Raw genomic sequence first — 21,655 nt, 5'->3', positions numbered from 1 at the left:
GGCAAACTCTACCCTGGATAGCGCGAGTAACAACCGTCCAAGTCGCCGACTACGCCGGAGCGGAACGCCGCGATCCGGGTGAAGCCGGCGGGCACGCTGGTGCCGTCGGCGTCGCTGGCGACGATGTGGTTGGTGAGCAGACCGGCCACGGCTTCGTCGAGGTCACCGGCGGTGAGCACCAGCGAGTTGCCCGACGGCAGTTCGATGTTCTCGGCCATCTTGCGGTGCGCGACGCCGGTCAGGCACGCGGTACGCAGCGCGGTCCAGGGGCTCTGCATCGGCAGGCCGCGCTCGTGCTGCACCGCCAGTGCGTAGCGCGACATCACGATCGACAGCGCGGTGTCGTCCCCCTGCGGCAGGCTGTGCTGCTTCTCACCGGCGACCTTCCCCATCGCCGCCAGGTCGGACAGGTCGACCGCGATGGTGTTGGTAGCCGGACAGTAGGACGCCGGCGGGCTGGGTTTGGCGTCCGAGCAGCCGCCCTGCTTGAGCGACAGGGTGGGTGGGTTCTTGGGCGCGAAGATCTTGCCCATCAACTCCATCAGCGTTTTCAGTGTGTCTTCGTTGATCTGGACCTCCCCGGTCTCGCCGGTGTCCACCCGCAGCGCGGTCGGCAGGTCGCCGCGCCGCTGTTCGATCTCGGCTTTGGTGATGGTCGCGCAAGCCGAAGTGCCAGTGACGAAGCCCATCTGGAACGCACTGACCCGGTCCAGGGCCGAGCCGTGTTCGTCGTCGTTGGACTCGTCGGAGTCCATCACCGGGTCGCGGGTGGTGATCACCCCGGCGAGCACGTGGTCGAGTCCCTCTGCGGTGCTGAGTGTGAACCGCGGCGACTTCCCCTCGGCGACGTGGAAGAGGTAGACACCGGCGAAGCAGTCCGCCTGTTGTTCATAGACGATCGTGGGGTCTCGTCGGGTGACGAGTTTGGCCATGGCCTGCAGGGCATGGCCGAACTCGTGGGCCAGCACACCGTTGACGGACATGTCGCCGAAGTATTTCTGTGCGGTCGGCATGAACACGCCACGGTCCCAGGCGATCAGGTTGCATCGGGAGGTGAAGAACGCGTTGACGTTCTGATAGGTCTCGGTGCGGCACACGGTGGGGCCGTTGCGGGCCTCGGAGTCATACGACACGTACTTGTCGACCGGTTTGAACGAACCCTTCAGCGGCGCCTTGTAGTTGGCCTTCCAGAAGTCCTCGATGTCGTTGATCGACAACAACGCCAACTTGTCGATGGCCCCGTTGTCGGTGTTGACCACCGTCCCGGTGGGCGCCGGCGCGTTCGGCCGGATACCGCTGGGCCCGTTGGTAGCGGGCAGCCCGCCTACCCGGAACGGATCGTTGAGAATCGACACTGCGCGGCCCGATACCACGGTCGGTGAACACCCGGCCACCATCAGCACCGCACCCAGGCAGGCCGTCACGACCCGAAGCGACCCGAGCACCCTGCGTGAGCGCAACATCATCTGACAACCCCGTCCCGACCGGCCTGCATGCGAGGAACCTTAGTCTAGACAGCGCGGCGCGGGGTACTGAGTCGAATGCGCCGCGGCGAGCTGAAATGCCTGTGGCTCAACGGCTCTATCGGCGTCAGGAGATCCGCGTCCGATGGCGCTTGTCGCGCGGAGCTACACCGTTGACGCCGGTGATCGACGCCGCATAGGTCGCTACCGCGAACGCCACGCCAGACCCCATGACCGCCAATGCTTCCCGGTCGACGGCGTCGGCGGTGTCGCGGGCGCTCCGATAGTTCGGGTCGAACGCGGCACCGGCCTGCCCGCCCCAGAACCGTTCCTGCACAGTAGTTTTCAGCTGCGAGGCTCCGGTGTTCATGCCGCCCACCGGCACGCCCGCCGCCAGGAACGGATGGTAATCGGTGCGGGTGTTCAACGGCATGTCGTCCGGTCGCTTGCCGGCCAGGTTCAGGTAACCGGCCAGGGTGCGTTCTATGCCGGCCGAGCCTTCGGGCACGTCGCTGGATGCCACCGCGGTCCCGGGCGGACCCGACTGGTCGCCGTCGTCGGTGAAGAATCCCGGGTTGGGCGAGCCCAGCATGTCGAAGTTCAGATACAGCGCAATATCGTTGAGCGCGTCGTTGTCCAGCCCGAACACGTAGTCCATGGAACCGTTGGTGCCGTTCTCCTCGGCGCCCCAGAACGCGAACCGGACGGCGTTGGTCACCGCCGGCAGCGGCCCGAGCTGCAGCGCGGTCTCGAGCACCGCCGCCACCCCGGTCCCCGCGTTGTTGATGCCCGGGCTGTCCGGTGCGCTGTCCAGGTGGGTGCCGACCATCACGACGTCTTTGCCTGTTCCGGTCCTGGTCTGCGCCAGCACGTTTCGCGAGATGACTTTGAGGTTCTCCGCGTCCAGCACCAGGCGCACCGTCCCGGTGGCACGGCTCAACGCGGCGGCTCCCTCGGCGCCGACGACGGCGACCGGAACGGTCAGCTGGTTGTAGTAGCCGGGGTTGAACAGGGTGGGCGGAGCGCCGCGACCGCCTGGCTGGCTGGTCACGATCAGCGCCGCCGCACCCTTGGCCGCCGCCGTGTTCTGCTTGTCGACCACCGAACATCCGGTGTCGTCGGTGACTGCGATGGCTCCCTTGGGCAGGGTGGCCGGGTAGTCGGCGGCGGCGCAGCCGGCCGGCTGGGCGGGCCGGACCGGTTGTCCGCTCAGCCCGCCCGCCGGCGTCTTGACCAGCAGCGAGGCCTGGTCGACGGGAAAGCTCCGCCCGGCAACCGTCAGTGTCGGCTTGCCCTGCGAGGTGTTGCGCAACCGCTCGAACTGCGGCGTGGAGACCTCGAAACCTTTGCCGCGCAGTGTGTTCGCCACATAGTCCACGCTCGCGTCATAACCCGGCGTTCCCGAAGCCCGACTGCCCTTGTTGGCGTTGGCGATATTCTGCAGGGCCCGAAGATGGGTGAACATCGCGTCGGCGGTCACCTTGGCCGCCAGCGCGCGGGCCGGATCCGGCACGGCAGCCGGGGTGGGGGACGAATGCGGAGTCGAGCACGCCGCGAGCAGCAGGGTCAGCAGCAGGGCGGCGAGCCGGCCGATCATGACTTCGCGAGCACGTGACGGACGCGGTCCGCCATGGCCGGAACTCCGTTTCGTCCGCCGATGTCCTGCGCGTACAGGGCCACGGCGTAGGCGACGCCGCCACCCTGGATGCCCAGCGCGGTGCGGTCGATGTGCTCGAGGGTGTCGCCCTTCTGGTGATAGTTGGGATCGAAGGGCTCGTTTGCGGTCCCGCCCCACAGCTTGGCCTGTTCGTCGGATTTCTTGGCCTCCGCGCCGGCGAACAACCCGCCGGACGGAATGCCGGCCAAGGTGAATCCGTCGTAGTCGGAGCGGCCGTCGAACGAGGTGTCCTGCGCGGTCTTGCCGGACAACTTCAGGTAGTTGACCAGCATTCGCTCGATACCCGCCGACCCTTCGGGCACCACCGGCTGGCCGCGTTGGTCCAGCGGCAGCGACTGGTCGCCGTCGTAGGTGAAGTAACCCGGATTGGGCGAGGCCAGCATGTCGAAGTTCAGGTACAGCGCGATGTTCTTGAGCCCCTCGAGATCCAGCGACTCCACGTAATTGCGGGAGCCGATCAGCCCGAGTTCCTCGGCGCCCCAGAACGCGAACCGGACCGCATTGTGCACCTGCGGCGAATTGCCAAGCTGCACTGCGGTTTCCAGGACCGCGGCCACCCCGGAACCGTTGTCGTTGATGCCGGGGCCCTCCGGGACGCTGTCCAGGTGCGCTCCGGCCATCACGACGTCGGTCGACGATCCCGTCTTGGTTTGGGCAATCACGTTGCGGGCCTTGAAACTTTTGGTCTCCGCGTTCAGCTTGATCGTCGCCGGGCCGGACTTAGAGCGCAGTTGGTAGCCGACGGACCTGGTGACGCTGACCACCGGGATCTTGACGTCGGTATTCGCCCCCAGCGTGCCGCCCATCGACTGCTCGTCGACGTTGTCGACGACGATCAGGGCGACGGCGCCGCGCTGGGCGGCGGCGTCTTCCTTCTGCGCGAACTGGCAGGCGCCGCGACCGACCACCACCACGGCGCCCTGTACCGGCAGCCGGTCGTAGTCACCGGGCGTGCAGCCGGGACTGTCCCCCTCGGGCGCGAACAGCAGCGGCCCGGTCACTCCGTCGGGGGCGCTGCGACTGTATTCCAGCGCGCGCGCCTCGGCGGTCAGGTCGCCGACGGTCAACGAACCTTTGTCGGCGTGAAACACCCGCGCCGAGAACTCCGGGAGTTGAACCTCGAAACCCTTGCTGCGCAACGTTTCAGCGACGTAGTCGACGCTGGCGTCGTAGCCCGGCGTGCCGACGGCGCGGGTGCCGTTGTTGGCGTTGGCGATGTCTTGCAGTTTTCTCAGGTGCGCCATCATCGCGTCGGTGGTGACCTTGCCGCGGATCATGGTGGCGAACTCGGTCGCGGCGGTGTTGCTGCCGGCGGGCTGCGCGTCGTTCGAGCAGCGCGTGCAACCGGACAGGAATGCAACGAGGGCCACCACGACCCACAAAGCCAGCGCGGCAGGAATCGTCTTCGATTTGTTCGCCATCGCGCCCAGACTAGACCAGCGTGGCGCGATCGGGCCCGATCACACGAACAACCCGGTGAACGGAGCGAACGGCAGGTTGCGCACCACAAACCAGGCCATCACAAGCGTCAAGGTGACCGCCGGAGCCCAGCGCCCGTGCTGCCAGCTCCGGATGCGCTGACCCGTCGCGCGGCCGTACGCCCAGCCCAGATAGGCCCACACCAGGAGCACCAGAGCCACCAGACCCAGCGCGTTGAACCTCGCGGCCGCCAACGGATCACCGTGCATCAGGCTGTAGAGCATTCGCATGCTGCCACAGCCGGGGCAGTCGATACCCAGCAGCGCTTTGGTGGGGCAGGTCGGCAGCGGCCCACCCGGGGTGGTCGGGTCGCCCAGCCAGATCGCGGAGCACACCAGCACCGAGGCGCCGGCCACCAACAGTGGTGCGCCCAGCTGGGCGGGCTCCGCGACGTGGCGGGTCATGTCGAGCCGGGACTCAGAACAGCGCGGCGGCCATCGCAGCGCTGTTGTCCGGGGTGTTCGACGCGAGTACGACCATGAGGATTCCGTAGACGATGACGGATACCACCCAGATGATGACCGACCACTTCACCCACTTCTTGGCGGCGTCGGCGGACGCCTGCGCCTCGGCGTGCAGCCCTTGCGCCCACAATCCGGACACCTGGCTGGACTTGACGATCGCGATGATCCCGGTGATGGGAAAGCAGAACAGCGTCGCCAAAATCGACCACACCAAGTAGTTGTTCGGCGGCGATCCGGCCGGCTGCTGCGGCGGGTAACCGGGAGGTGGTTGCGTCATGAATTCTCCTGATCAGAAGAAGTTAGCTGGCGTGAAGCGACGCTTACCATACCCGAAATCCGTCGCCACGGCTCTCCAACCTGCGCGGCCATCAGCCGATTCCGCAAATTGCCGACGAGCCACTGCGGCGCGGGTGAAAATTATTGAGAGACTGCAGATTTCAATATTCTTTAGCCGCCAAATCCGTCCGGTCCCGGCCGGCCTGCGCCGCATCGGAATAAGACCGCTCCGAAGCATATTCGGCCCGAAAGCGGCCTCACCCCGAAATCGCAGGGCTGCGTCCGCCATCGACTCGGCACCGGGGATTTATGGGAAACTAATGCCAAGAAAGATAGTTTGCAACGGAATGTATTGCGCCGGCGCGGCATCGCTCTACTATCCATGTTGGCAAAACCCTGTTTTAAGTCGTATACCGCAAATACACTTCCCCGATATCGGCACAGTTGCACCACCGGTCCCACAAACCACCGAGGAGTCCATCGATGTCCCCCCTATCGAAGTTGTTGCGGGCCGCCACCGCCGCGGCAGTGCTGGGCAGTGTCAGTTACGCGGGTATGGCCGCAGCCAATGCCGACCCCAACGAAACGCTGGTCAGCGTGCTGTCGAAGGGCTACTCGACAAGCAACTGCAGCGCCAAAGACCCGTCCAGCGGCATGGTCGCGGTCATGGAATGCGGCCAGAACTCGCTCGAGGGTGGGCCCGTGGTCGGCAAGTACATGTTGTTCGGCAACACCACCGACCTGGCCAGTGCATTCACCGCCAGCATCAAAGACGACACCCTGGCCAAGTGCGGCGACGCCGACTCGCCCACCACCTGGCATCAGGGCAATGCCACCACATCAGCCGGGCAGGTGGCCTGCGGCACCTACCAGGGCCAGGCCGAGGTCATCTGGACCACCGACGCGAAGAACGTACTGAGCTTCATCCGCGCCTCGAACACCGACACCGCCGCGCTCTACCAATGGTGGCGCACCAACGGCTGATTTTTCCGTTCGGGCCGCGAAGGACTGTTCTGTTTCGTCAAGCAGCGCAGCCGGATCACTCGTCCAATAGTTACTCAATCCAACGACAAGCAAGGAGCTAACAATGACTCATCGCGCCAACGCACTGCGCGGCATCACCGCCGCGGCAGTGGTAGCCAGTTTCGGCTGCTTCGGTGCCGGCACCGCGTCGGCCGACCCGACCGACGCGTTCGCCGGATCGCTGTCCAAGGGCTACAACTCGAGTAACTGCTCCTCCCAATCGGTTTCGGAGGTGCAGTCCGCCTTCCCGACGGTGCAGTCGGTACTGGTCTGTGGGCAGAACTCCGACAGCAGTGGACCGTCGGGGGCCAAGTACTTCCTGTTCCCCAACAGCTCCGACATGGCCAGCGCGTTCACCAAACTCATCGCCGGCGACACGCTTGCGAACTGCGGGGACGCCAAGTCGCCGACCACCTGGCACCAGGGCAGCTCGACCGACTCGGCCGGGCAGGTCGCCTGCGGAACCGATGACGGCAAGGCCGAGGTCATCTGGACCGTGGACGCCAAGAACGTGGTGGCGTTCGTCCGCGGATCGGGCGGCGACACGGCCGCGCTCTACAAGTGGTGGCAAGCCAACGGCTGACGCCCTGGGGCTACAGCTCCTGCAACACGAGATCGGCGACGGCCCGCATCCCTGCCCCGTTCGGGTGCAGCGGTGCGGGCCGACCCGGTAGTGGCACAACGGTTCTGGCCGGCGTCGTGGTCCAGGGCTGCTCCGACCACGCGTGATGATCGCGGCTGGCCGCGGCCGCCGACACCACTTCGCAGTCGGTGGCCGCGGCGGCCTCGGCCGTCAGCCGGGCCAGCTCGCTCGCCACATGCCGGCCCAGTCCGGCATGCTCGTCGGCGAGCGGCGGCGCCGATTCGCCGGCGGGCGGCAGGATCGTCAGGTAGTCCACGAAGAAGATCCGCGCCCGCGGCGCGTGCCGGCGCAGGCTGCGGCCCACATCGCACAGCGAATCGAACACCACGGCCAGCGCGCGCTCGCGGGCATCGGGATCCAGCAGTTCGTTCAGGCGGCTACCCAGCAACGGCAGACACCGCAGCGGCGACGGCAACGACGCCGCCATCAACAGCGGGACATAGCCGACGTCGTTGCCGCCGATGGTCACCGTCACCAAGCTCTCGGTGCCGTCCAGTGCGGCGATCTGCGGTGCCGCACCGTGCTGGCGGTCGGCGAGCACGTGGGCGGTGGTGGCGCCGGAGTAGGTGACGTCGGTCAGGTCCAGGCCGGCCCGACCGGCGACCAGATGCGGATAGTTGCGCGCCGAGCGTCCGGCCCGCCGCGGCGCCCCCGCCGCCCGGGGCCGGATTCCGGGACCGGCTGCCATCGAACTACCCAGTGCGACATAGCGTTTCATACCATTTCCGGTCATAGCGCCGGGCTGGACGCCTGGGCCCAGAAGCGTTTCGGGATGCGGCCGCCGCGGTGCGCCAGGTATCCGGCGGTGACCGCTGCGGCCATCGCCGCGGCCATCGTCGGCGGATCGGCCGCGCGGGTGACGGCGGTGGCCAACAGCACTGCGTCGCAACCCAGCTCCATGGCCAGCGCCGCGTCACTGGCGGTGCCGATCCCCGCGTCCAACACCACCGGGACACCCGCCCGGGACACGATCATCTCGATGTTGTGCGGGTTGGCGATGCCCAGGCCGGTGCCGATCGGCGAACCCAACGGCATCACCGCCGCGCATCCGGTGTCCTCCAGGCGGCGGGCCAGCGCCGGGTCGTCGTTTGTGTAGGGCAGTACCACGAACCCGTCGTCAACCAATTGCTCTGCAGCCCTGACTAATTCGATTGCGTCGGGCAGCAACGTGCGCTCGTCGGCAATCACCTCCAGCTTGACCCAGTTGGTGTCCAGCGCCTCGCGGGCCAGCTGTGCGGTCAGCACCGCCTCGGCCGCGCTACGACAGCCGGCGGTGTTGGGCAACGGCGTGATACCGAGCCGGTTGAGCAACTCGAGCAGCCCGGTGCCGCCCTCGGCGTCGACGCGGCGGATCGCGACGGTGGTCAGCTCGGTGCCAGAGGCCACCAGCGCCTCCTCCAGCACCGCCAGGCTGGTCGCCCCGCCGGTGCCCATGATCAGCCGCGAGGCGAAACTACGGTCAGCGATCGTCAGCTTGCCCGTACCGTCGTCCGGCCTAACCACCCTGCACCGCCGAGACCACCTCGAGCCGCATCGGCCCGCTCAACCCCGACAACTCGGCGAGCCGTGAGGCCCACGCTGATCGGGGCAGCACGGCCGCGTCCACCGCCACTGCGACCCCGCGGTCCGGAAAACCCATCGACTCCAGCAGCGCGGCCACGGTGGTCTGCTCGTCGACCTCGAGCTGCTGTTCGTTGACAACCACGATCATCAGTGCACTCCGATTGGAATGAGTTGGGACACAATCTGTTCAGCTGTCCACGGCGCCAACAGGAACCCGGAGCGGCCGTGCCCGGTGGCCACCAGCGTCCGCTCGTCCAGTCGCCGCACGATGGGCAGGTTGTCCGGGGTCATCGGCCGCAGGCCGGCGGCGCACTCGGCCAGTTCGTACTCCCCCAGCGCCGGCAGCACCGCGCACGCGTCGTCGAGCAGGTCACGCACCCCCGACACCACCGGCGCGGTGTCCCGCCCGTGTTCGTACTGGGTCGCGCCGACCACCACCCCGTCGGCCCGGGGCACCAGGTACACCTGACGGCCGTGTATCCGGGCCCGAACCACCCGCTGCGGCAACGGTGTGCAGCCCTTGCGCCAGCGCAACCGCAGCACCTCGCCCTTCACCGGACGCACCGGCAGCCCGGGGCACAACGCGGGGGCGTCGATGCCGTTGGCGATCACCACCGTCTCGCCCTGCGCCGCACCGAGTTCGGTCACCGGACCGGCCCACCGGACCCCGAGTCGCTCGCAGTCACCGATCAGCGCCTCGAGCACCGCGCGGTTGTCCACCGCGAGCTCGGTCGGCGCCCGGAACCCGTGCCGAATGCCTTGGGCCAGTTGCGGTTCGACGTCGCGCATGGACGATTCCCAAACCACCGGATGGCCTTGGGCCGACAGCCAGTCCGCCACGGTCCGCAGATCGGCGACGTCGGCACGGTCGACGGCCACCACCAGCGACTCGCGCGCGGTCACCACCTGCGGGTCCAGCCCGTCCAGAAAACCGCCCTCGCGCCACAGCCGCAGCGACTCCAGGCCCAGCCGCAGCAACTGCTCCTCGCCGGGCCAGCCCTCGCTGTGCGGGGCCAGCATGCCGCCGGCCACCCAGGAAGCACCGAAATCGGAATCGCGGTGCACCAGCACCGAAAACCCGGCCTGGGCCGCGCGGCGTGCCACCGACAACCCGATGACGCCGCCGCCGATCACGGCGACCGTCCCGGTGGGCGTGCTTGACATCCTTGCCTCCCTTCGCCGGCATGACCCGGATCAGGTGTGACGGTAAGGGCAGGTCCAAGCCCGCAGACCGGTCTGCGACTTCGTCAGCCCACTCTCAGCCCCGCTGGTACCCGGGACTCCCGTGTGTTGTTCGGCTTCTACGCTAGCGCGCTAACGTCGCGGTGTGCATCAGCCCCGCCTCGGTCCCGCGCTGCAGAAGGCCCGGTTATACCTGTGCACCGACGCCCGCCGGGAACGCGGCGACCTGGCCGAGTTTGCCGACGCCGCGCTGGCCGGGGGGGTGGACATCATCCAGCTGCGCGACAAAGGGTCGCCCGGTGAGCAGCGGTTCGGTCCGCTGGAGGCGCTCGACGAGCTGGCCGCCTGCGAGGTCCTGGCCGACGCGGCCCACCGGCACGGCGCCCTGTTCGCGGTGAACGACCGCGCCGACATCGCCCGCGCGGCCGGCGCCGACGTGCTGCACCTGGGCCAACGCGACCTGCCTGTCAAGGTGGCCCGCGAGATCGTGGGAGCGGGCCCGCTGCTCGGCCTGTCCAGTCACACTCCGGGCGAAGCTGCCGCCGCGGCCGGCGGAGCCGCCGACTACTTCTGCGTCGGCCCGTGCTGGCCCACCCCCCACCAAGCCGGGCCGCCCGGCACCGGGGCTGGAGCTGGTCCGCGCCGTCGCCGGCCTGGACACCGACAAGCCCTGGTTCGCCATCGGCGGCATCGACGCCGCGCGGCTGCCGGAGGTGCTCGAAGCCGGCGCCCGGCGGATCGTCGTGGTTCGCGCCATCACCGCCGCCGACGACCCGCGGGCGGCTGCCACGGAACTCGCCTCGGCGCTCAGCGCGGTCTGCTGAGCTCACGCCCGCAGCGGCAACCCGGCCAGGACACCGCGCAGCCGCTCCCAGCTGGCCGCGAATCCCGGGTGCAACGGCAGCTCGGCGACGTCGTCCTCGCCGACCCAGCGCAACTCCGCGCTCTCCCGGTTCGCCACGGTTTCCAGCAGTTCGGCGGCATCAGCGACGACGGTGGTGTAGCTCCAGCGCGTACCGCGCAGTCCCGCGATCTCGGCGGTGACCAACGTCGTCCGCACGGTCAGCAGTTCGGCGTCCAGCCCGGCCTCCTCCCGCGCCTCGCGCACCGCGGTCTGCTCGGGGGTCTCGTGGCTGTCGCGGGCACCGCCCGGCAAGCCCCAGGTGCCGCCTTGGTGGCTCCACACCGCCCGGTGTTGCAGCAGAACCGCGGGGGGTGCCGTCGGGCCGCGGCGCCCGCAACAGCAGTCCGGCCGCGCCGAACCTGCCCCAGTAATGGATGCCGCGCTCGGAAATCACCCATCCGTCACCGTCACCCTGCACCGATTCAGGATATGCACGCCCGGATTGGTGCCGCCTCCCCACATCCTCCGCGCAATGCTCTTAGACTTCGCTTATAGAGGTTCGTGGTATGGCCGAAAGATGAGGTCGGAACAGACGTGACGGTTGAGCTCGCGCACCCGTCGACCGAGCCACAGGGATTGCGCTCGCCCGCCGAACCGGCCCACCCGCGCTGGTGGTTCATCTCCACCACGCCCGGCCGTATCCTGACCATCGGCATCGTGCTGGCGGCTCTCGGTGTGTCCAGCGCGTTCGCCACCTCCACCACCATCAACCACCGCCAGCAGGTGCTGACCACCGTGCTCGACCACACCGAGCCGCTGTCCTTCGCGGCCGGCCGGCTCTACACCACGCTGTCGGTGGCCGACGCGGCGGCGGCGACCGCGTTCATCGCCCAGGCCGAGCCGCGCAGTGTCCGGGTGCGCTACGAGCAGGCCATCACCGACGCCGCGAGCGCGGTGACCCGCGCGTCCAGCGGGCTCACCGACGAGTCGCTGGTGCAGCTGCTGGGCCGGATCAATGCCGAGCTGGCGGTCTATACCGGGCTGATCGAGATCGCGCGGACAAATAACCGGGCCGGCAACCCGGTGGGCTCGTCGTACCTGTCGGAGGCGTCCGGGCTGATGCAGTCCCGGATCCTGCCGGACGCGCAGCAGCTCTACCAGGCCACGTCGGCTCGGGTGGACAGTGAAACCACCGCGTCCACCCAGATCCCGGCGCCGGTGATCCTGGTGGTCGCGACCACGGTGATGTTCGGCGCGTTCTCGCACCGCTGGCTGGCCCGGCGCACCCGGCGGCGTATCAATCCAGGCCTGGTCGTCGGCGGTCTCGGTATCCTCGTCATGGTGGTGTGGGTCGGAACCGCGTTGGCTATTTCCACTACAGCTAGTCGTAGTGCGAAGGACACTGCCGCCGAGTCGCTCAAGACCGTGACCAACCTGGCGATCACCGCCCAACAGGCTCGCGCCGATGAGACTTTGTCGCTGATCCGGCGCGGCGACGAAGAGGTGCGCAAGCAGGCGTTCTACCAGCGCATCGATGCCATGCACCACCAACTCGACGCGTACATGGCCCGCCACGACGCCGTCGACAAGCCCGACTTGCAGGGCGCCGACCAGCTGCTGGTCCGCTGGCAGCAGGCCAACGACCGGATCAACGCCTACATCTCGGTCGGCAACTACCGGGCCGCCACGCAGGTGGCGCTCGGCAAGGGCGAGGACGACTCCACCCCCGCGTTCGACAAGCTCGACGAAGCGCTCAACAAGGCGATGATCCAAAGCCGCAACCACCTGCGCAACGACGTCCTCAACGCCAAGCGCGGGCTGGCCGGGGCGCAGGTCGGCGCGGTGGTGCTGAGCCTGGGCGCCGCCATCGCGGTCGCGCTGGGGCTGTGGCCGCGGCTCAAGGAGTACCGGTGATGCGCCGTGGCGCAGGTCTCCTGCTGGCGGCTCTGTTGCTGGCCGGCTGCGGTCACTCCGAGTCGCTGAAGGTGGAGATCGCCCCGACGCTGCCGTTGCCGACCCCGGTGGGGATGCAGGAACTGCAGATGGAGTCCCCGCTGCCGCCCGACTCCAACAGCCAGGACTGCAATCCCACGGCCAGCCTGCGGCCGTTTCCCAACAGGGCCGACGCCGACGCCGCAGTGGAGCCCATCCGCACCCGTGGCCGGCTGATCGTGGGGCTGGACATCGGCAGCAACCTGTTCAGCTTCCGCGACCCGATCACCGGGGAGATCACCGGGTTCGACGTGGACATCGCGGGCGAGGTCGCGCGCGACATCTTCGGCGCCCCGAATCACGTCGAGTACCGGATCCTGTCCGCCGACGAGCGGATCACCGCACTGCAGAAGTCTCAGGTCGACATCGTCGTCAAGACCATGACCATCACCTGCGAGCGCCGCAAGCTGGTCAACTTCTCCACCGTCTACCTCGATGCCAACCAGCGCATCCTGGCCCCGCGCGATTCGCCGATCGCGAAGGTGTCCGACCTGTCCGGTAAGCGGGTCTGCGTGGCCCGCGGAACCACCTCGCTACGCCGGATCCGGGAGATCTCGCCGCCACCGGTCATCGTGTCGGTGGTGAACTGGGCCGACTGCCTGGTCGCGATGCAGCAGCGTCAGATCGACGCCGTGTCCACCGACGACTCGATCCTGGCCGGATTGGTGGAGGAAGACCCCTACCTGCACATCGTGGGACCGAACATGGCGACCCAGCCCTACGGCATCGGGATCAACCTGGACAACACCGGCCTGGTCCGGTTCGTCAACGGGACACTCGAACGCATCCGGGGCGACGGCACCTGGAATACGTTGTACCGCAAGTGGTTGACGGTTCTGGGGCCGGCGCCGCTGCCGCCGCAACCGAAATACGTGGACTGATGGGCAAGCCGGTGCAGGAAGACGAACTGGGCGAAGCGGTTCTGGAGGAGGAGGGCTCCCCCGGTAGCCAGCCTGCCTCGCCGCCGGAGGACGCCCAGACGGGTGCGACGGCCAGGACGGGCCGGCCGCAGGCCACCCAGGCCCTGTTCCGGCCCGATTTCGACGACGACGATGACGACGACGAGTTCGCCTTCTCGCTGGGGTCGATAGACACGCAGCCGCAGGACCGGATCGCGGGCGCGACGCGCGCGTTGCCGGCGGTCCGGCAGCTCGGCGGCGGGTTGGTGGAGATTCCCCGGGTCCCCGACATCGATCCGCTCACCGCCCTGATGAAGAATCCGGTGGTCCCGGAATCCAAGCGGTTCTGCTGGAACTGCGGTCGCCCGGTGGGCCGGTCCGGTCCGGAGGAAAAGGGTGCCTCGGAAGGCTGGTGCCCGTACTGCGGTAGCCCGTATTCCTTTGTGCCACAACTGAATCCCGGCGATATCGTGGCCGGCCAGTACGAGGTCAAGGGTTGCATCGCGCACGGCGGGCTGGGCTGGGTCTACCTGGCCGTGGACCACAACGTCAACGACCGCCCGGTGGTGCTCAAAGGCCTGGTGCATTCCGGTGATGCCGAGGCGCAGGCCATCGCGATGGCGGAACGGCAGTTCCTGGCCGAGGTCGTGCACCCCTCGATCGTGCAGATCTTCAACTTCGTCGAGCACAACGACAAGCACGGCGATCCGGTCGGCTACATCGTCATGGAGTACATCGGCGGGCAGTCGCTCAAACGCAGCCGCAGAAACGGCAAAGCCCAGAAGCTGCCGGTCGCCGAGGCGATCGCCTACATCCTGGAAATCCTGCCCGCGCTGAGCTACCTGCATTCCATCGGCCTGGTCTACAACGACCTCAAGCCGGAGAACATCATGCTCACCGAGGAGCAGCTCAAGCTGATCGACCTCGGCGCGGTGTCGCGGATCAATTCGTTCGGCTACCTCTACGGCACACCTGGCTACCAGGCGCCCGAGATCGTGCGGACCGGCCCCACCGTCGCCACCGACATCTACACGGTGGGACGGACGCTGGCCGCGCTGACGCTGAATCTGCGCACCCGCAACGGCCGCTACGTGGACGGACTGCCCGACGACGACCCGGTGCTGGCCAAATACGACTCCTTCGGCCGGTTGCTGCGGCGCGCCATCGACCCCGACCCGCGGCGGCGGTTCGCCACCGCCGAGGAGATGTCCGGGCAGTTGATGGGCGTGCTGCGCGAAGTGGTCGCCCAGGACACCGGGGTGCCGCGGCCCGGGTTGTCGACGATCTTCAGCCCCAGTCGCTCCACGTTCGGGGTGGACCTGCTGGTCGCGCACACCGACGTGTACCTGGACGGCCAGGTGCACTCCGAGAAGCTGACCGCCAAGGAGATCGTCACGGCGCTGTCGGTGCCGCTGGTGGATCCGGCCGACGTGGCCGCACCGGTGTTGCAGGCCACCGTGCTGTCGCAGCCGGTGCAGACCCTGGATTCGCTGCGGGCGGCGCGACACGGCTCGCTGGACGCCGACGGGGCCGATGTCTCGGAGTCGGTGGAGCTGCCGCTGATGGAAGTGCGGGCGTTGCTGGACCTGGGCGATGTCAGCAAGGCCACCCGCAAGCTCAACGACCTGGCGGCCCGGGTGGGCTGGCAGTGGCGGCTGGTCTGGTACCGGGCGGTGTCGGAGTTGCTCACCGGCGACTACGAATCGGCGATCAAGGATTTCACCGATGTGCTGGACACTTTCCCCGGCGAGCTGGCGCCCAAACTGGCGCTGGCCGCGACCGCCGAGCTGGCCGGCGAACCCGACGAGCAGAAGTTCTACCGGACAGTGTGGAGCACCAACGACGGTGTGATCTCGGCGGCTTTCGGGTTGGCCCGGTCCCTCTCGGCGGCAGGCGACCGCGACGGCGCGGTACAGGTGCTCGACGAAGTACCGCCCACCTCAAGGCATTTCACCACGGCGCGGCTGACCAGCGCGGTGACCCTGCTGTCCGGCCGCTCGCAGAGCGAGATCACCGAGGAGCAGATCCGCGACGCCGCCCGACGGGTGGAGGCGTTGCCGGCCACCGAACCGCGGGTGTTGCAGATCAGGGCTTTGGTGCTGGGCGGCGCGATGGACTGGCTGCAGGACAACGCTGCTGAGAAGCAGCCCAGCACCAACCACATCCTGGGGTTTCCGTTCACCGACCACGGTTTGCGGTTGGGCGTGGAGGCCTCGCTGCGCAGTCTGGCCCGAGTGGCGCCCACCCAGCGGCATCGGTACACCCTGGTGGATATGGCCAACAACGTCCGGCCGACAAGTACGTTTTGATCTGTCTGGCGTTCTCCCTTATGGGGTTTTCGGGCTTTCGGGCTTTCGGGCTTTCGGGCTTTCGGGCTTTCGGGCGTGAAGCCTCGGTGTCTGGGCGGTGGGGGTGAAGGCTGGGCGTTGCGCGTGAACCCTCGGCGTTGCGCGTGAACCCTCGGCGTTGCGCGTGAACCCTGGGCGTCGCGCGTGAAGCCTGGGCGTTGCGCGTGAAGGCTGGGCGTTGCGCGTGAGCCCTGGGCGTCGAGTGTGAAGCCTGGGCGGCAATCCGCCCGAAATCCCGCCATATGCTCACACTCAAAACCATTGCTTCACAACCAAAGCCATGGATTCACACATAATGCATTGAGCGCCTACACCGGCCACCGCCCCAGGATCAGAAGCGAAGCCCAGAACGATGCGCGTGAACCCTAGGCGTTGCGCGTGAACCCTCGGCGATGCGCGTGAAGCCTCGGCGTCGAGTGTGAAGCCCGGGCGGCAATCCGCCCGAAATCCCGCCATATGCTCACACTCAAAACCATTGCTTCACAACCAAAGCCATGGATTCACACTCAATGCGGCAAGCGCCTACACCGGCCACCGCCCCAAGTTTAGAAGCGAAGCCCAGAACGATGCGCGTGAACCCTAGGCGTTGCGCGTGAACCCTCGGCGATGCGCGTGAACCCTGGGCGTCGAGCGTGAAGCCTGGGCGGCAATCCGCCCGAAATCCCGCCATATGCTCACACTCAAAACCATTGCTTCACAACCAAAGCCATGGATTCACACATAATGCATTGAGCGCCTACACCGGCCGCCGCCCCAGGATCAGAAGCGAAGCCCAGGACGATGCGCGCGAAGCCTCGGCGTTGCGCGTGAACCCTGGGCGTCGAGCGTGAAGCCTGGGCGGCAATCCGCCCGAAATCCCGCCCTGTGCTCACACTCAAAACCATTGCTTCACAACCAAAGCCATGGATTCACACTCAATGCGGCAAGCGCCTACACCGGCCACCGCCCCAAGTTTAGAAGCGAAGCCCAGAACGATGCGCGTGAACCCTAGGCGTTGCGCGTGAACCCTCGGCGTCGAGCGTGAACCCTCGGCGTTGCGCGTGAACCCTGGGCGCCAAACGTGAAGCCTCGGCGCCAAACGTGAACCCTGGGTGCAAAATCGCCCAAAATCCCGCCACAGCCTCACACCGAACGCCCGACGCTCACAACGAAAACCGCAGACTCACACCCAAAGCCCCGGACACACATCCGCATCCGGCGCATCCCAACCCCGATCCACCATTGCCACCCGCACTCGCGCAATGATGCCGACCCGCCGCTCCTCCGCCACCACCCGGACAATGAGCCAGCCCTGCCGCTCGATCATCTCCAACCGCTGAATGTCGTAAACGTAGCGGCCCCGAACCGTCTGATGGTGCACGCCCTCGTATTCGACACCGACCTTGTACTCCTCCCAGCCAACGTCGATGTGAGCGAACGGAATCCCGTCCGCACCCAATACCGGAATCTGGGTTTGCGGTCGCGGAAAGCCCGCTTCGATCAGCAGCAGCCGAAGGTAACTCTCCCGGGGCGACTGAGCACCCGCGTCGACGAGTTCGAGTGCGGTCTCCAACCGCCGCAGCCCAGGTGAGCGGGGGTGCCGCCGCACGACATCCAGCACATCTTCGACCTTGAAACCCGTTGCGGCTGCGAGTGCATCCAGCCGGGCCACCGCCGAATGCAGCGCTCCACCCCGGCCGATGTCGAACGCGGTGCGCTCAGCGGTAGTGACCGACCGCCCATCGATCACCTGCGTTTCCCCGTCCAGCAGCAGACAACGCCGGGTCAGGACACCGGTCGGCGGCCGGGAGTTGCCGGATACCAACTCAATCGGCACGTCCCGTGGTATCCACTTTGTGCCGTGCAGCGCCGCCGCAGCCGCACCCGCAATGGTCGCCCTGCCCTTCGACCACAGCCAGGCCGCCGCGATCCGCTGCTCGAGCGAAGCCTGACCGGCCGCGGGCAGATAGATGCCGGGGAGCAGTGCCCGATACCGCGTGCGCAACTGGTGGCGGTTCAACACGCCACGCTGCAGCGCGTCGCAGCCGACGAAAGGTTCCTGCACGCCGCGAAGAGTCGCACGACTGCCGCACCCGGCGCGTTCAGATATCCACAGGCAACCCGCAGGCGCGCACGGCCTGCGTCATAGCTGGCTCAAAGGTTCGTGTGGACACTCAAACCCATGGTCGGAGAGTCCGCGCAGTGGATCACCACGGCTCGCGCCCTGCGCCGCGCCGGGTTCGGGACGACCGGCGCCCAGGTGGACGCGGTGGCCGGCCAGGATTGGGCCTCCTATGTCGATGCCGCGCTGGCGAGCAACCCCGATGCCGACCCCGGCGCGGCGGCGACGCCGATGCCGACGTTCCCCCCGCTGCAGCCGCCCGGGAAGAAGGCGACGCCGGCGTCGCACAAGGAGTACAACCGGCAGTTGGGCGAGCAGTTGGACACGCTGTCGCGTTGGTGGCTACAGCGGATGGTCGCAGTCCGGCAGCCGATCCACGAGAAGCTGACGTTGTTGTGGCACAACCACTTTGCCACCTCCGCGGCAAAGGTGCGGACGGCGGGGCAGATGGCCGCGCAGAACCAGAAACTTCGCACCATGGCGACGGGCGACTTCCGCGCCCTGGCCTACGCGATGCTGACCGACGCCGCGATGCTGCACTGGTTGGACGGTCAAACCAACACCGCCAAAGCGCCCAACGAGAATCTCGCCCGCGAATTCATGGAGTTGTTCGCACTGGGACACGGCAACGGCTACACGGAGGAAGACGTGCGCAACGGCGCCCGAGCACTCACCGGCTGGGTCGTCGACCGCAGTGGCCAGACGTCGCTGACGGCCAAACGCCATGACGCCGGCGTCAAGACGTTGTTCGGCCAGGCCCGCAACTTCGATGCGGCCGGTTTCTGCGACACCGTGCTGGCGCAGCCCAAATCGTCGGAGTACGTCGCGGGTCGGCTGTGGCAGCAGTTGGCCTCCGACGATCCGCCGTCCCCGCAAGCGCTGGGCCGCATTGTGGCGGCGTACGGCCCGGGACGCGACCTGCGCGCGCTGACCACGGCGATCCTGACCGATCCGGAATTCATCGGCACCCCAAGTGCCAGAGTCAACACGCCGGTGGAGTGGCTCGTCGGCGTGATCCGCACCTTGCGGGTGCCGATGAATGACGCCAAGCACCTCAAGACCGCCGAGGCGACGATGCGCGCGCTCGGGCAACGCCCGTTCTATCCGCCCAGTGTCGGGGGCTGGCCGGGCGGCCAGGTGTGGCTGTCCACCGCCAGCGCGGGTACCCGGTTGCGTGCCGCGTCCCAGCTGGCCCGCGCCGCCGACCTGTCCGCCATCGAGCGCACCGCCCCCCGTGATCGCGTCGACGCGGTCGGGTACCTGATCGGCGTCGGCAAATGGTCCGACCGAAGCGCGAGCGTGCTCGCGTCTGTGGTGGCCAGACCGCCGCAGCTGGTGGCGGTCGCCGTCAACACGCCCGAATACCTGACGTCTTAGCGAGAGTGCACATGCCCGAGTTGAATCGCCGCAGATTTCTGATCGCCAGCGCCGGTATCAGCGCCGCCGGCCTGCTGTCCGGCGCGGTGGCGGCCAGTTGGCCCGACTTGCTGCAGGCGGCGCAGGATCGACCGCTGCCGGCCAATGCCGGCGTCTTGGTGATCGTGTCCCTATACGGCGGCAACGACGGTATCAACACCCTGATTCCGTACGGCGACAACGCATATCACGATGCCCGACCCGAGCTCGCTTATGCTCCCGGCGACGTGCTGCACCTCGACCAGCAGCTGGGGCTCAATCCGGCGATGAAGGGCCTGGCCCAACTGTGGAACCAACACCAGCTGGCGATCGTGCGCGGCGTCGGCTATCCCAAGCCCGACCACAGCCACTTCCGCTCCATGGATATCTGGCAGACGGCCTCGCCCGCCGAACCCGTCTCGACCGGCTGGATCGGCCGCTGGCTCGACGCCACCGGCGACGACCCGCTGCGGGCGGTCAACATCGGGCCGGTGCTGCCGCCGCTCGCGGTGGGCCAGAAGTACACGGCGGCAGCACTTTCCACGAACTCCGGCGACGCCCGCGAAGCCGACGAATTTGCCTCGATCATGGCGGCGCTGGGTCGTGACGACCCCGGTGACACACCCGCCATGGCGGCCGTCGCCAAGGCCTACCGTGCCGCCCGCACCACCGACGAGACCTTCAAGTCGGTCAAACCGGTTGGCGAGGACCATAACTCGCTGGCCAAACAGCTGGACATGGTGGCCGCGGCCGTCAAGGCCCGGGTCCCGACCCGGGTGTACATCGTGCAGCTCGGCGGATTCGACACCCATTCCGGCGAACGAGAGACCCAACAGCGGCTGCTGCAGACCTTCGACGAGGCCGTAACCGGATTCCTGCGCCAGGTCGCGGGTACCAATGTGGTGCTGATGGCCTACTCCGAGTTCGGGCGTCGGGTGCGGGCCAATGCCTCCCAAGGCACCGATCATGGCACCGCGGGCCCGATGTTCGTCGCGGGCGCTCCCGTGCGGGGCGGCTTCTACGGCGACGAGCCCAGCCTGAAAGATCTCGACAACGGAGACCTCAAGTACACCACAGACTTTCGCGACATCTACTACGAAGTGCTCGCGCGCACGGTCGGAACCGATCCGACGCCGTCGGTGGGGACTGGACGAAAGGCCTTGGGCTTCTTAGCCGCTTAGCACGCCCAGGCAGTCGCGGGCGATTGCCAGCTCCTCATTGGTCGGTATCACCAGCACCGTGACCGGCGAACGATCCGACGAGATCCGCCGCGCACCAGTCCCGGAACCGTTGCGCTCCAAGTCCAATTCGATGCCCAATTCTCCCAGCCCGGCCAACGCGTCGCGGCGTACCGCCGCGTCGTGCTCACCGATACCGGCGGTGAAACTCAGCACGTCGGTGTGGCCCAGCACCGCCAAGTATGCGCCGATGTACTTGCGCAGCCGATGGATGAATACGTCGTAGGCCAATTTCGCTGCCGCGTCACCGGATTCGATCATGGTACGCAGCCGGCGGAAGTCGCGCTCGCCGGCCAGGCCCTGCACCCCGGAGCGCCGGTTCAGCATCGACTCGATGTCGTCGACGCTCATCTTCGCGGTGCGCCACAGGTAGCTGATCACGCCGGGGTCGATGTCGCCGCTGCGGGTGCCCATGACCAGACCTTCCAGCGGTGTCAGGCCCATCGACGTCTCCACCGGCCGGCCACCTGCCACCGCCGACGCGGACGCGCCGTTACCCAGATGCAGCACAATCTGATTCACGCCCTCCAGCGGCCGGCCGAGGAACGACACGGCCTGCTCGCTGACATATTGGTGTGAGGTGCCGTGGAATCCGTACCGACGAATCTGCCAGGTCTCGGCCACCTCGCGGTCGATCGCATAGGTCGCGGCGGCCGCGGGCAGATGGTGAAAGAAGGCCGTGTCGAACACCGCGATATGCGGCACGTCGGGCAGCAGCTTGCGTGCCACCTCGATGCCTTGCAGAGCGGGCGGGTTGTGTAGCGGGGCCAGCGGGGAGAGCTCTGTGAGCTGTTCGATCACGTCGTCGTCCAGCTTGGTCGGGCGGTGAAAGCGCTTGCCGCCGTGGACCACCCGGTGACCGACCGCCACCAGGCCACACTCGCCCAGGTCGATGCCGTCGTCGGCAAGGATCTCGAATGCCCGCCGCAGCGCCGCTTCGTGATCGGCGACGGGCGAGGCGGGTTCGCCGATCTGCTCCACCACGCCGGTGGCCCGCGACTCCCCGGAGTCGGGGTCGACGAGCTGAAACTTCAGCGACGAGGAGCCGGAATTGATGACCAGCACCA

Annotated in this window: 18 protein-coding genes and 2 pseudogenes; 8 read left to right on the top strand and 12 right to left on the bottom strand. The window is 67.6% G+C overall.

The window, feature by feature from the left end:
- Positions 1-8: 8 nt before the first annotated feature.
- From L6444_RS03580 to L6444_RS03560, 5 genes are all read right to left on the bottom strand, one after another.
- Positions 9-1,463 carry a neutral zinc metallopeptidase gene (locus tag L6444_RS03580; protein WP_236983747.1) on the bottom strand — a complete coding sequence of 485 codons (1,455 nt, stop codon included), beginning with the start codon at positions 1,461-1,463 and terminating at the stop codon, positions 9-11.
- A gap of 127 nt (positions 1,464-1,590) precedes the next feature.
- Complete coding sequence (locus L6444_RS03575) at positions 1,591-3,060, bottom strand: M28 family peptidase (protein ID WP_236980635.1); 1,470 nt, start codon at positions 3,058-3,060, stop codon at positions 1,591-1,593.
- Positions 3,057-4,562: a M28 family metallopeptidase gene (locus L6444_RS03570; RefSeq protein ID WP_236980633.1), complete on the bottom strand. Its 1,506-nt coding sequence runs from the start codon at positions 4,560-4,562 to the stop codon at positions 3,057-3,059. Before L6444_RS03570 ends, L6444_RS03575 begins: the two co-directional genes overlap by 4 nt.
- A gap of 39 nt (positions 4,563-4,601) precedes the next feature.
- Positions 4,602-5,024, bottom strand: coding sequence for a DUF2752 domain-containing protein (locus L6444_RS03565; protein ID WP_236980631.1), 423 nt, complete (start codon positions 5,022-5,024; stop codon positions 4,602-4,604).
- Positions 5,025-5,037: 13 nt separating this feature from the next.
- Positions 5,038-5,361, bottom strand: coding sequence for a CD225/dispanin family protein (locus L6444_RS03560; RefSeq protein WP_236980630.1), 324 nt, complete (start codon positions 5,359-5,361; stop codon positions 5,038-5,040).
- 482 nt (positions 5,362-5,843) lie between these two features.
- On the opposite strand from L6444_RS03560, the gene L6444_RS03555 reads away from it, so the two are divergent.
- Positions 5,844-6,344, top strand: coding sequence for a serine/threonine protein kinase (locus tag L6444_RS03555; protein WP_236980628.1), 501 nt, complete (start codon positions 5,844-5,846; stop codon positions 6,342-6,344).
- Between the two features lie 103 nt (positions 6,345-6,447).
- Positions 6,448-6,966 carry a serine/threonine protein kinase gene (locus tag L6444_RS03550; RefSeq protein ID WP_236980625.1) on the top strand — a complete coding sequence of 173 codons (519 nt, stop codon included), beginning with the start codon at positions 6,448-6,450 and terminating at the stop codon, positions 6,964-6,966.
- Between the two features lie 10 nt (positions 6,967-6,976).
- Here L6444_RS03550 and L6444_RS03545 read toward each other — a convergent pair whose 3' ends face one another.
- Genes L6444_RS03545 through thiO form a run of 4 tightly spaced genes read right to left on the bottom strand, consistent with a single transcriptional unit; the run spans position 6,977 to position 9,753 of the window.
- Positions 6,977-7,744, bottom strand: a complete 768-nt coding sequence (locus tag L6444_RS03545; protein WP_236980623.1) for an SGNH/GDSL hydrolase family protein — start codon at positions 7,742-7,744, stop codon at positions 6,977-6,979.
- Positions 7,745-7,755: 11 nt separating this feature from the next.
- On the bottom strand, positions 7,756-8,529 hold the full coding sequence (thiG, locus tag L6444_RS03540) for a thiazole synthase (RefSeq protein ID WP_370653074.1): 774 nt from the start codon (positions 8,527-8,529) through the stop codon (positions 7,756-7,758).
- On the bottom strand, positions 8,522-8,737 hold the full coding sequence (gene thiS / locus L6444_RS03535; protein ID WP_236980621.1) for a sulfur carrier protein ThiS: 216 nt from the start codon (positions 8,735-8,737) through the stop codon (positions 8,522-8,524). The genes thiG and thiS overlap by 8 nt, the downstream gene beginning before the upstream one ends.
- Positions 8,737-9,753, bottom strand: a complete 1,017-nt coding sequence (gene thiO / locus L6444_RS03530; protein ID WP_236980619.1) for a glycine oxidase ThiO — start codon at positions 9,751-9,753, stop codon at positions 8,737-8,739. Before thiO ends, thiS begins: the two co-directional genes overlap by 1 nt.
- Positions 9,754-9,916: 163 nt before the next feature.
- Here thiO and thiE point away from each other — a divergent pair.
- A pseudogene (gene thiE, locus L6444_RS03525) lies at positions 9,917-10,595 on the top strand (thiamine phosphate synthase).
- A 2-nt stretch (positions 10,596-10,597) separates the two neighbouring features.
- On the opposite strand, the pseudogene L6444_RS03520 reads toward thiE, so the two are convergent.
- Positions 10,598-11,093 (bottom strand): annotated as a pseudogene (locus L6444_RS03520) (NUDIX hydrolase).
- A 116-nt stretch (positions 11,094-11,209) separates the two neighbouring features.
- Between L6444_RS03520 and glnX the strand changes: the two are divergent.
- The 3 genes from glnX to L6444_RS03505 are packed head-to-tail and all read left to right on the top strand — an operon-like array spanning position 11,210 to position 15,815.
- Positions 11,210-12,529: a protein kinase G-activating protein GlnX gene (gene glnX, locus L6444_RS03515; RefSeq protein ID WP_236980617.1), complete on the top strand. Its 1,320-nt coding sequence runs from the start codon at positions 11,210-11,212 to the stop codon at positions 12,527-12,529.
- Positions 12,529-13,488 carry a glutamate ABC transporter substrate-binding protein gene (locus L6444_RS03510; protein WP_236980616.1) on the top strand — a complete coding sequence of 320 codons (960 nt, stop codon included), beginning with the start codon at positions 12,529-12,531 and terminating at the stop codon, positions 13,486-13,488. The genes glnX and L6444_RS03510 overlap by 1 nt, the downstream gene beginning before the upstream one ends.
- Positions 13,488-15,815, top strand: coding sequence for a serine/threonine-protein kinase PknG (locus L6444_RS03505; RefSeq protein ID WP_236980614.1), 2,328 nt, complete (start codon positions 13,488-13,490; stop codon positions 15,813-15,815). Before L6444_RS03510 ends, L6444_RS03505 begins: the two co-directional genes overlap by 1 nt.
- A gap of 1,201 nt (positions 15,816-17,016) precedes the next feature.
- Here L6444_RS03505 and L6444_RS03500 read toward each other — a convergent pair.
- The gene (locus L6444_RS03500) at positions 17,017-17,898 is read right to left on the bottom strand and encodes a hypothetical protein (protein ID WP_236980612.1); all 882 of its coding nucleotides are present in this window, start codon (positions 17,896-17,898) and stop codon (positions 17,017-17,019) included.
- A 117-nt stretch (positions 17,899-18,015) separates the two neighbouring features.
- On the opposite strand from L6444_RS03500, the gene L6444_RS03495 reads away from it, so the two are divergent.
- Both L6444_RS03495 and L6444_RS03490 read left to right on the top strand, forming a co-directional pair.
- Positions 18,016-19,332: a DUF1800 domain-containing protein gene (locus tag L6444_RS03495; protein WP_236980610.1), complete on the top strand. Its 1,317-nt coding sequence runs from the start codon at positions 18,016-18,018 to the stop codon at positions 19,330-19,332.
- 11 nt (positions 19,333-19,343) lie between these two features.
- Positions 19,344-20,531 (top strand): DUF1501 domain-containing protein, encoded by a 1,188-nt coding sequence (locus tag L6444_RS03490; protein ID WP_236980608.1) that lies wholly within the window; start codon positions 19,344-19,346, stop codon positions 20,529-20,531.
- On the opposite strand, the gene L6444_RS03485 is transcribed toward L6444_RS03490, so the two are convergent.
- Entirely contained in the window at positions 20,520-21,653 is a 1,134-nt protein-coding gene (locus L6444_RS03485; RefSeq protein WP_236984635.1) for an acetate kinase, read from the bottom strand. The genes L6444_RS03490 and L6444_RS03485 overlap by 12 nt on opposite strands.
- Between the last annotated feature and the right edge of the window lie 2 nt (positions 21,654-21,655).

Source organism: Mycobacterium kiyosense (genome assembly GCA_021654635.1).
GTDB classification, from domain to species: domain Bacteria; phylum Actinomycetota; class Actinomycetes; order Mycobacteriales; family Mycobacteriaceae; genus Mycobacterium; species Mycobacterium kiyosense.
Note: the sequence above shows the minus strand (reverse complement) of the source record. Positions and strands in the feature narration are given on the sequence as shown.